A 12,280-nucleotide genomic window follows, 5' to 3' on the forward strand; every position below is an offset into this window, starting at 1 on the left:
AAGTCCTGGAAGCGGACATCACCGCAGCGGTGGATGCGCTGTATGACGCCATCTATGGCTTGGTCTACCGCGCAGACATCAGCGAGCTGGAAGCGCTGGTCCTCAAGGGCGACGGCATTGTCGAAAATGCAGACCAGTACATCCAGAACGACGCATGGACGAGCTTTGAGACCGTCCTGGCCGAAGCAAAGACCGTGCTGGAAGATGCAAACGCAACGCAGGATGCGGTGGACACCGCAGCAGAAGATTTGGCAGCGGCGATCTCCGCCCTGCGCCTGATCCCGGATAAGGATGCTCTGGAAGCATTGATCGGGGAAGCTGAAGCGATCAACACCAATAAGTACACGGCAAAGAGCGTGGCAACGATGAAGGCCGCATTGAGCACTGCGAAGGCAGTCCTGAACGACGCAGAAGCGACCGAAGAAGAGGTTGCAGACGCAGTCGAGGCGCTGGAGAACAGCATCGACGGTCTGGTCGAGAAGAGCACCTCCACGAGTTCGAAGGGCAGCACGTCTGCCAACGTCGGCAACGCATACGGCGCAGCGGGCGTTGTATCTGCAAGCCAGAGCGTGGCAGCGAATGCGTATGTGGTTTCCGATACGACGGTCAACTTCAATCTGAAGAGAGGCAGCGCATACTGCTTCAAGATGACGGTCGTGAACGGCAACGCCATGACGCCGGGCTTTACCGTCGGCAATGGCGATGTGCTGAAGACGCAGTTCGTGGCGAAGGTTGGCAACGATTCCTACTACAGAGTCTATGCCATCGGCACGCCGGGCCAGAGCACGGGCGTTTACACCACCCTGCCGGGCCAGAACGCGGTCAAGCATTGCACAGTAACGATTGGCTAAGTGCTTTCGTAGACGGACGCTATGCGTCCATTGCACGGTAGCCATTGGCTAATCGGAAATGAAAAACAAAAAGGGAAGGCAGTTTCCCTCTAAGCAACGAGGCCCCAACCCCGGGAGAGTCCCCAGGGTTGGGGCCTTTTCTATCATTCAATGCTTTTCTCTTTCAGATCGGATGCCGAACGATGGCTTCCTGTCTTTAGGAAGTTTGTCCCTTGCTTCTGTAGGGCTTCCCCTGTGGAGCGGAAAACAAACTCCTCGCAGTTTGCTTTCGTAGGGAACGCCGTAGGCGCGAGAGGCACTGTGTGCCCGCCGTAGGCGCGTCCCGACCGGAGGTCCGCGAAAGGCACTGTGTGCCTTTGGGTCGAAAGGGATGTTAACCCAATTGAAGCGGTAAAATAATTTGTACCGAAGTGGACATTTTGAGCCTATTAAAACGTTTGGCGATCGTCTTTTCTCCCAGACTTAGGGAAACCCCTACTTTTAACGGATGGGCATGAAAAAGAGAGAAAACCACCCGGATTTTGCTTGAAACCTTGTATAAAATATTCGGATTTGAGGGGTTGACATCATAAAAAAAATGGGGTACTATATTGTTCGTGTCCAAACTAAATAAATGGAAGGTTTTGCGAAAGGTTGTGAGACGGAAGTGGAAAAGGACTGCGGCGCATGGATCAACCTGCTGTCGCACAAAGTCAAGAAGCGCCTGAATGCAACGCTGTGGGATCTGGACATTACGGCAGTACAAAGCCGGGTAATCTACTATATTCTGGCCCATTACCAAGAAACCCCGGTCTTTCAGCGTGACGTGGAAAGAGTGTTTAGTCTCAGCCGTTCGACAGCAACTGGTATTTTACAGTTGATGGAGAAAAAGGGCATTATCCGGCGGGAAAGCGTTGCCAGCGACGCCCGGCTGAAAAGCCTGGTCCCAACCGAACGTGCAGCGGAATTGGACGCCCAGGTGCGCGCGTGCCTGCGTGAGACGGAACGCATGTTGACACGGGGGCTTTCAGACGGACAGGTGCAGCTGTTTAAAGAAATGGCAGCGCAGATGTCGCGGAATCTGGACAACTGGGAGAATCAAACCGTTTCTTGCCCACCCGCCGACACAACGCACTAAGGAAAGAAAAAGTTCGTAACCACAACAAACAGACGTACAACTTGACACATCCGAACAAGGGAAAAGGAGGAATGTCTAAAATGATAAAAGTCTTGGCCCGCAGTATCCGCGAGTACAAAAAGGCTTCCATTCTGACGCCTCTGCTGGTCACAGTGGAGGTCATCTTGGAATGCGCGATCCCCTTCGTGATCGCCAATCTGGTCAACCAGATGCAGGCCGGCTGCTCCATGGACGTCATTGTCAAGTATGGCCTGGCACTGATCATCATGGCGATTGTTTCGCTGATCTTCGGCGGATTGGCCGGTTCGACCTGTGCGACCGCATCGGCCGGTTTTGCGCGTAATCTGCGCAAAGATATGTTCTACAAAATTCAGGATTATTCGTTCCAAAACATCGACAAATTCTCGGTGTCCAGCCTGGTTACCCGTCTGACGACCGACATCACCAACGTGCAGATGGCCTATATGATGATTATCCGCATCGCCATCCGCTGCCCGTTGATGCTGATCTTCTCGTTCGCCATGGGCTTTATCATGGGCGGGCGCCTGGCCATGATCTTCCTGGTCACCATCCCTCTGCTGGCCATCGGCTTGGTGCTGGTCATCCGCGCCGTGACGCCGCTGTTCCGCCGCGTCTTCCGCAAGTACGACGCGCTGAACGATTCGGTTCAGGAGAATGTACAGGCCATGCGCGTCGTGAAGTCCTATGTGCGCGAGGACTATGAGAAGAAAAAGTTCGGTGTTGCGGCCGAAGACGTCCGGAAGGATTTCACCCGCGCCGAGCGGATTATGGCCATCAACAACCCCATGATGCAGTTCTGCGTCTATGCCGGCATGGTCTTTGTGTTGTCCTACGGTTCCTATACCGTTATCACCAGCCGCGGCTTGGCCCTCAATGTTGGCCAGATGTCCTCCATGCTGACGTACAGCTTCCAGATTTTGATGAGCTTGATGATGCTCTCCATGGTGTTTGTTATGATCACCATGTCGATTGAATCCGCCGAACGTATCGTTGAGGTGCTCAGCGAAGAAAGCTCGTTGAGAAGCCCGGAAAACGCTCTGACCGAGGTCAAGGACGGGTCTGTCGATTTCGACAACGTCAGCTTTAAGTATTCTGAAAAGGCCGACCGCATGGCGCTGGCCGATATCAACCTGCACATCAAGTCGGGCGAGGTCATCGGCATCCTGGGCGGCACCGGTTCGTCCAAGTCGTCCCTGGTCCAGCTGATCCCCCGCCTATATGACGTGACCGAAGGCAGCGTCCGCGTTGGCGGCGTTGACGTGCGCAAGTACGACCTGGAGGCCCTGCGCAACCAGGTGGCTGTGGTGCTGCAAAAGAACGTCCTGTTCTCCGGCACGATCAAAGACAACCTGCGCTGGGGCAACCCCAACGCCACCGACGCCGAGATGGAAGAGGCCTGCCGTTTGGCCCAGGCCGACGAGTTCATCCAGCAGTTCCCCGATAAATACGATACATGGATCGAACAGGGCGGTACGAACGTATCCGGCGGCCAGAAGCAGCGTTTGTGCATCGCCCGCGCGCTTCTGAAAAAGCCCAAGATCTTAATCCTGGACGATTCCACCAGCGCTGTCGATACCCGTACGGATGCGCTGATCCGCAAAGGCTTCCGCGAGTTTATCCCGGAGACCACCAAGATCATCATCGCCCAGCGTGTTGCCAGCGTGCAGGATGCCGACCGCATCATTGTTATGGAAGGCGGCTGCATCAAGGCTATCGGCAACCATGAGGAACTGATGGCAACCAATGAGGTTTACCGAGACATCTATCGTTCGCAGAACAGAGCAGGAGGTGAGAAGGATGCCCAATAACACCAGCACTGCACGGGGCCGCCGCGCGCCAAAGGGCGTGTTCCGCCGCTTGGTCCGCACCATCTTCCGCTTTTTCCCAGTGATGCTGCCGCTCACGCTGGTCTGCATTATTATCAACGCAGTCGTCAGCTCCATGCCTTCCGTCTTTATGCAGAACGTCATCGCCGTTGTGGAGGATACCTTCCAGACCGGTGACTGGGCTTCGGCTTCGGGCCGTATTTTCAGCCTGCTGGCAATTTTGGTTACCATGTATATCATCAGTTTGATTGCCGGTGTATTGTACACCCAGATGATGGCTACGATCACCCAGGGAACCTTGGCCAAGCTGCGTGAAAAGATGTTTGACCATATGCAGGACCTTCCCATCCGCTATTTCGATACCCATAACCACGGCGATATCATGAGTTACTACACCAACGATATCGATACGTTGCGCCAGATGATCAGCCAGAGCTTCCCGCAGACCTTGATCTCCGCGATTACGTTGCTGACCGTTTTCGGCATCATGGTCTATTACAGCATTTGGCTGGCCCTGGTCGTCGTTGCGGGCGTCATCATCATGTTTTTCGTCACCCGCTACGTCAGCGGCCATTCCTCCCGCTACTTCCTCAAGCAGCAGGAAGCCATCGCCCGCACCGAGGGCTTTATGGAGGAAATGATGAACGGCCAGAAGGTCATCAAGGTCTTCTGCCATGAGGAAGGCGCCAAAGAGGATTTCGATAAGGTCAACGACGAGTTGTTTGGCAACGCGGAAAAGGCCCACCGCTATGCGAATATCCTGATGCCGCTGTTGGCAAACATCGGCAATGTTATGTATGTGATTGTCGCGCTGGTGGGCGGCGCCCTGCTGTTGAACGGCGCGCCCAACTTCAGCATTTCCGGCATGGCATTCAGCATCAGCATTGTCGTGCCCTTCCTGAACATGACCAAGCAGTTTGCCGGCGCCATCGGCCAGGTGTCCAACCAGGTCAACATGGTCGTTATGGGCCTGGCCGGTGCGCACCGCATCTTCGCCCTGCTGGACGAGGAACCCGAGACCGACGACGGCTATGTCACGCTGGTCAACGCCCGTGAGAACGCCGACGGCACCCTGGAGGAATACCCGGAGCGCACCAACGTCTGGGCGTGGAAGCATCCCCACCACGACGGCACGGTCACCTACACACGCATGCGCGGCGACGTCCGCTTCTACGACGTCGACTTTGCCTATGAGCCGGGCAAGACGGTGCTGCATAACATCTCGCTGTATGCAAAGCCGGGCCAGAAGGTCGCCTTTGTTGGGTCGACCGGCGCAGGGAAGACGACGATCACCAACCTGATCAACCGCTTCTACGACATCGCGGATGGCAAGATCCGCTACGACGATATCAATATCAATAAGATCAAGAAGGCGGACCTGCGCCACAGCCTCGGCATCGTGTTGCAGGATACCAACCTCTTCACCGGCACCGTGATGGAAAACATCCGCTACGGCAACCTCAATGCCCACGACGATGAGTGCATCGCGGCCGCGAAGCTGGCCGGTGCGGACGACTTCATCCGCCGCCTGCCCGAAGGCTATAACACCATGCTGACCGGCAACGGCGCGAACCTCAGCCAGGGCCAGCGCCAGCTGCTGGCCATTGCCCGCGCGGCGGTCGCCGACCCGCCTGTCATGATTTTGGACGAGGCGACGAGTTCGATCGACACCCACACCGAGGCGATTGTGCAGCGCGGCATGGATGCCTTGATGACTGGACGCACGACCTTTGTCATTGCGCACCGCCTGTCCACCGTGCAGAATGCCGACGCGATCATGGTTTTGGATCACGGCCGCATCATCGAGCGCGGCACCCACGAAGACCTGATCAAGCTCAAGGGCACCTACTATCAGTTGTATACAGGCGCGTTGGAGCTGGATTAATCCGCTTGGCTGCTCTGGGCGAGGTACAAAGAAAACCATCGGATCGGAAAGGGGCGCGGCCCCGCTGTTTCCCGGGAAAACCGGGCGGCGGGGCCGCGCCTTTTTCGTTTTGCCCGGCGGGCGTTGCCGGGAAGCAGCCTGGCCTGCGCCGGTGCCCTCGGGAGGATGCCGAAACAATCCAATATGACGCGACTGATTATTAGGCATAATAACGAATATCCTTCCGCGATAGGAAGGCTAATTCGACAACTTTATGTAAAATTTTTTACAATAACAATTAAATGGAAATTAACATGGTTTTTATTTCCTTCCAACAGAGATGTTGTAGGCTTTCTTTCGTACGAATGTAGGCAAACGATACAGTAAGATTTGGAGGGAACCGAATGAATGTGAAAAAGGCACTCTGCGCCCTGCTGGCGGCCACCCAGATAACGGCTGCGATGGGCGGCCTGCCGGTGGCGTATGCAGCCCAGCAGGAGACTGCCCAGTTGGAGCCCCGGATGGTCAGCGCTATGCCGGTCATCGACGGGCAGTTGGGCGACTCCGTCTGGTCCATGCAGCATGCGATGGAAAAGCCTCTGCAGGGTGGGACGGAGCACAGCGCGTCGTTTGACGTCCTGTGGGATTATCAGTATCTGTATGTCGCGGTACAGGTGGAAAACGATACCGACCGCATCGCAGGCAGCGCCTGGATGGAGGGCGACGTGGTTAACCTGTTCTTCGACAAGACCAACCACAAGAGTTCTCCCTATACGGAGAACGACTGGCAGATCGGCGTCGGCTATAACCCCGACGACGCGTTCGACCCCTATATCCTCTTTGGCGGCGGCGTCGTTGCCTCGCAGGAAGCCCGCGAAGAACTGAGCCGCAATATCCTGGCTGCCACGTCCGATACGGACAACGGTTGGACTGCGGAAATTGCAGTGCCGTGGGACAGCCTGGGGATCGACCCCTATCTGCAAAAGGACTTTGGATTTGACATCGGTGTGGATAACAAAAACGCCTCCCATGGTTCCGGCGAAGTGGATTATCTGCTCTGGGAGACCAATGACCGCACCAGCTTCTGGAACGACACCGCCGGGTTTGGCAATATGAGCCTTTCCACCGAAGTGGTGGAAAACACCGACGACGGCGTCATCTACCAGCAGAATTTTGACGATGTAGCGAACGGGGAACTGCCGGAGGGCTTTGCCCCGGCGGCAGGCCAGGAGACCGGCTGGTCCGTGCAGGACGGCAAGCTTGTGGCCGACTTCTCCCGCAGCGGGGAAATCGAGCGCCGCATCGCCCTCCCCGCCCTGGGCGATAACTTCACCTATGACCTGGACGTCACCTTTGAGGACGCGGTCAATACGGGCCGTTGGCTTTCCGCCTTCTACCGCGCCCCGCAGGACAACGGCTTTGGATACTACCATTTCACAAACCGCCTGAACGGTGCCGGAGAGATCTCCATGAAGGGCACGGACAATACCTGGCCCACCGCGTTTGTCAACACAGACGGCACCAGCGAGGCCCAGGCGCTGACGGTTGGCGATACGTACCATCTCTCGATCGCGGCGCTGGGCCAGAACCTCACCCATGTGCGCACCGGCTCGAAAGAGGAAGAGCGCTTTGACCACAGCGTCAATACCTATGAGCACCTGGGAACCTCCCGCCCGGCCACCATGGAGAGCGATTTGCAGGCGCGCGGCCGCTTCGGCTTGCAGGTGGACCAGATGAAAGCCACGTTTGACAACCTCGTCATCCGCCGCCTGGACATCGACACGCTCAACGTGGAGGGACTGCCGGACAGCATCGAGCAGCTTTCGGTCCTGCCGGAGATGGAAATTTCTGCGGCATGCTCCAATGGCGCGACCATCGCAGTGGACAGGAAGGACGCAAAGGTCTATTCCAGCGACCCGGCCGTGCTGCGCATCCTGGAGGATGGCACCATCCGCTCCCTGAACACCGGCAAGGCCACCATCTCGGTGATCGTGGCGAACCGCTTGTTCACAAAGGAGATCGAGGTCACCCCGTCCGACCGGGAACCGGCGATCACGGAACTGCATGTACAGGATAAGCAGAGCATCTATACAGGCGTGGTCGGGCAGAGCGTCCCGGTATCCGCGCTGAAGTTCGACGCTGTGGATGAGCTCCTGGAAAATCAGGTCCTCTCCGGCGACTCCGAAGGGATGGCCCTGGCCTCCTCCGACGAGTCTGTAGTAAAAATTGAGAATGGGCAGTTCGTCGGCGTTGGCGAAGGCGTCGCCACCGTAACCGCGACGATCGACGGCGCGTCCGACAGCATCCTGGTTTGGGTGCGTGCGGATGAAACCGACGACGTGTTCATGAACGTTGACTTTGAAGACGGAACCCTGCCGGCAGATTGGAAACAGATCGGCGGCGGATACGAAATCAAGGAAGAGGGCGGCAACCATTTCCTGGAAATGCAGCCAAGCACCCGCTTTATCGTCCCCATGCCGGAAGGCGTGACGGACTACACCATCGAGGCGGATATGACCTTTATGGCGGCAAGCGACTCCGCGCGCTGGGCTTCGATCATGTACCGCATCCAGAACGAGGACCGTCCGTATTACCAGTTTGCCGTGCGCCAGGATTCCACCGCGACGAACGGCGTGGAGTTTGCCGCCATGACGGCCAGCGGTTCCTGGGATGTCCGCGAGACCGCATCCTTTGATGAGAAGATGGAATACGGCGCCACGCATCACCTGAAGCTCACCATCACCGGTGAGCGCGTGAAGCAGTGGATCGACGGCGAAGAGCTGATCTTTACGGACAAGGCAACCGACCTTACTGCGGGCGACATCGGCCTGCAGTCCAACAATGTGACGGTGCGCTTCGACAACCTGACGGTCCGTCTGAATCCGGAACCGCTGCCGGAGCTCCCGAAGCCGGAAAACAATTATGCACAGGTCAAAACCTTGAATGAAAACCTGGTATCCGCCCCGACGGTCATTGCAGACAGCCTCGCCAGCCTGGACGATGCGGATGCGCTGATCAACGACGACGTGACCAGCAGCGTGATTCTCAAGGTCGAGTTGGAAGACGGCGAATTGGTCTGCTACAGCGGCGAAACCCGCCTGGGCAGCTTCGCAGATGTGATCGACAAGCTCTATGGCAAGCTGATCCTGCTGCTGGAGCTGGACGATGCGGATACGGCAAACGCATTGGCAGCCTATATCGACGAGAACAAGCTGGAAGATTTGCAGGTGGCCAGCACGGACCGCGACCTGCTGCGCTCCTTCCGCGACCAGGCAACCACCACCCGCGCAAGCTTGATTTTGGATCAGGAAACTCTGACGCTGGAAGACGCTTATGAGGCGGTGGGCAACACCAACATTGCAAAGGCAAAGAACATCATCATCCGCCAGTCCGCTGCGACGAAGGAGATCGTCGAAGAAATGCAGCGCCGCCTGATGTCCGTCTGGGTGCTCTCGGACGACACCGTAGTTGGCCAGTTTAAGGCCATCCAGTCCGGTGCAAACGGCGTGATCACCGGCGAGCCGGAGCAGCTCGGCAACCTTGCGGAGATCTTTACCGGCCGCACCATCACGCGCCGCTCCTTCATCATCGGGCACCGCGGCACCCCCGGCAACGCACCGGAGAACACCATGGCGAGCTTTATCATGGCCTATGAGGACTTTGGCGCACAGATGTTTGAAAACGATGTATACCTCACGAAGGACGGCGAGGTCATCATCCTCCACGACGATACCTTCGCCCGTACCACCGATATCCTCACCAATACAAAGATTCCGGACAGCGTGTTCACCAACGGCGTGACCCGCCAGAACTGCCGCCCGAAGGATCTGACACTCGATCAGATCAAACTGCTGGACGCTGGCTCCTACTATGGGCCGGAGTTCGTAGGCGAGCAGATCCCCACGCTCCGCGAACATCTGGAATACATGATCGGCAAAGATGTGGTGATGTTCCTCGAGCTGAAGGACGCTTCCGACGGCATTGAAAAGGCATGCATGGATCTGGTCAAGGAATATGGCCTGGAAGACCAGGTGTGTGCAATTACCTTTAACGCGAAGAGCGTGCCGATTGCGCTCGACGAGATGCCGACCCTTTCCCTCGGCTACCTCAGCGGCGTGGGCAGCGTGGACACCAATAACCCGATGGTGACAGTGCGCAAAGCGCTCAACCAGGTCCTGCCCATGAACACGACCTTCAACCCCTCTTACGGAGCCATCCACAACGAGATGTTCATCGAGCAGATGCAGGGCCGCGGCATGACCTTGTGGCCGTGGACCTATAATGACCGCAGCGCCTTTGACTGGGCCATCGATCACGGCATCAACGGCTTGACCACCAACTATGCAAACTGGGCCATGGATTATGTCTTTGGCGCTGAGGCGGAGCAGGATGCGTACACCGTCAATGCGGGCGAATCCATCTCCCTGAAGGCAACCGGCGAAACAAACATCCACGACGTTGTCACCTACGACACACCGGAGATCGTGGTGCTGGACGGCGAAGATTGCATCAATGTTTCCGGCAACACCATCACGGGCCTCAAGGCGGGCACCGCTACCGTGACCCTGCGCGTGGATTCCCAGATGAACGATAAGACATATGACCTCTACACCGCGCCGGTCACCATCACCGTTGAAGGGCAACTGATGGAGGGCTATGCGCCTGTCAAAACCTTGAATGAAAACCTGGTATCCGCCCCGACGGTCATTGCAGACAGCCTCGCCAGCCTGGACGATGCGGATGCGCTGATCAACGACGACGTGACCAGCAGCGTGATGCTCAAGGTCGAGCTGGAAGACGGCGAATTGGTCTGCTACAGCGGCGAAACCCGCCTGGGCAGCTTGGCAGATGTGATCGACAAGCTCTATGGCAAGCTGATCCTGCTGCTGGAGCTGGACGATGCGGATGCAGCAAACGCATTGGCAGCCTATATTGAGGAAAACAATCTGGTCGATTTGCAGGTGGCCAGCACGGACCGCGACCTGCTGCGCTCCTTCCGCGATCAGGCGACCACCACCCGCGCAAGCTTGATTTTGGATCAGGAAACCCTGACGCTGGAAGACGCTTATGAGGCGGTGGGCAACACCAACGTCGCAAAGGCGAAGAACATTATCATCCGGCAGTCCGCTGCGACGAAGGAGATCGTCGAAGAAATGCAGCGCCGCCTGATGTCCGTCTGGGTGCTCTCGGACGACACCGTAGTTGGCCAGTTTAAGGCCATCCAGTCCGGTGCAAACGGCGTGATCACCAGCGAGCCGGAGCAGATGGGCAACCTTGCGGAGATCTTTACGGACCGCACCATCACGCGCCGCTCCTTCATCATCGGGCACCGCGGCACTCCCGCCAACGCCCCGGAAAACACCATGGCAGGCTATATCATGGCGTTTGAAGATTTCGGCGCGCAGATGTTTGAAAACGACGTATACCTCACGAAGGACGGCGAGGTCATCATCCTCCACGACGATACCTTTGCCCGTACCACCGACATCCTCACCAATACAAAGATTCCGGACAGCGTGTTCACCAACGGCGTGACCCGTGAGAACTGCCGTCCGAAGGACCTCACCCTGGAGCAGATCAAGCTGCTGGATGCGGGCTCCTACTATGGGCCGGAATTCGCAGGCGAGCAGATCCCCACGCTCCGCGAGCAGCTGGAATACATGCAGGGCAAGGACGTCGTCCTGTTCCTGGAACTGAAGGATAACTCGGATGGCATTGAAAAAGCCGCCCTGGATCTGGTCAAGGAATATGGTCTGGAAGACCAGGTGTGCGCGATCACCTTTAACGCGAAGAGCGTGCCGATTGCACTGGAAGAGCTGCCGACCCTTTCCCTCGGCTACCTCAGCGGCGTGGGCAGAGTCAATGCAGACAACCCCATGGAGACCGTAAGCAAAGCACTCAACCAGGTCCTGCCGATGAATACGACTTTCAACCCCTCCTACGCGGCGATCCACAACGAGATGTTTGTGGAGCAGATGCAGGGCCGCGGCATGACCTTGTGGCCGTGGACTTACAACAACCGCAGCGCCTTTGATTGGGCCATCGACCACGGCATCAACGGCTTGACCACCAACTATGCAAACTGGGCCATGGATTATGTCTTTGGCGCTGAAGCGGAGCAGGATGCGTACACCGTCGGTACGGGCGAATCCATCTCCCTGAAGGCAACCGGCGAAACGAACGTCCATGACATTGTCACCTACGATACGCCGGAAATCGTGGTGCTGGACGGCGAAGATTGCATCGACGTATCCGGCAACACCATCACGGGCCTCAAGGCGGGCACCGCTACCGTGACCCTGCGCGTGGATTCCCAGATGAACGATAAGACGTATGACCTCTACACCGCGCCGGTCACCATCACCGTCGATGGTGAGCCGAGCGAGCACATGCTGACGGTCACCTTCCCGAACACGGTGGAGCTGAGCATCGGCGGCGAGAGCCAGACGATTGCCAACCTGATCGGCACATATAAAGACGTCGTGATGGCGGACGATGCGCTCGAGCTGACCTTCACGCCCAGCGTGGAAGGCCGCGAGATCGCAGGCGTCACCGTGAACAGCGAAGCCATTGCGGAAGACAGCTTTGACGCTGCCGAGTA

General features: G+C 57.3%; 4 protein-coding genes and 1 pseudogene. All 5 read left to right on the forward strand.

The features are described from left to right. Positions 1-851, forward strand: a pseudogene (locus tag B5F54_RS16680) (FIVAR domain-containing protein); the annotation flags it as partial. A gap of 646 nt (positions 852-1,497) precedes the next feature. Next, on the forward strand, positions 1,498-1,968 hold the full coding sequence (locus tag B5F54_RS16685) for a MarR family winged helix-turn-helix transcriptional regulator (RefSeq protein ID WP_172749780.1): 471 nt from the start codon (positions 1,498-1,500) through the stop codon (positions 1,966-1,968). Positions 1,969-2,048: 80 nt separating this feature from the next. Beyond that, the gene (locus tag B5F54_RS16690; RefSeq protein ID WP_087235284.1) at positions 2,049-3,797 is read left to right on the forward strand and encodes an ABC transporter ATP-binding protein; all 1,749 of its coding nucleotides are present in this window, start codon (positions 2,049-2,051) and stop codon (positions 3,795-3,797) included. Next, positions 3,787-5,700 carry an ABC transporter ATP-binding protein gene (locus B5F54_RS16695; RefSeq protein ID WP_087235285.1) on the forward strand — a complete coding sequence of 638 codons (1,914 nt, stop codon included), beginning with the start codon at positions 3,787-3,789 and terminating at the stop codon, positions 5,698-5,700. The genes B5F54_RS16690 and B5F54_RS16695 overlap by 11 nt, the downstream gene beginning before the upstream one ends. Positions 5,701-6,083: 383 nt before the next feature. Next, positions 6,084-12,280: glycerophosphodiester phosphodiesterase family protein (locus B5F54_RS16700; protein WP_087235286.1), on the forward strand; the 6,197-nt coding region annotated here is incomplete at its 3' end.

This window comes from Anaeromassilibacillus sp. An250 (assembly GCF_002159845.1).
Lineage (GTDB): Bacteria > Bacillota > Clostridia > Oscillospirales > Acutalibacteraceae > Anaeromassilibacillus > Anaeromassilibacillus stercoravium.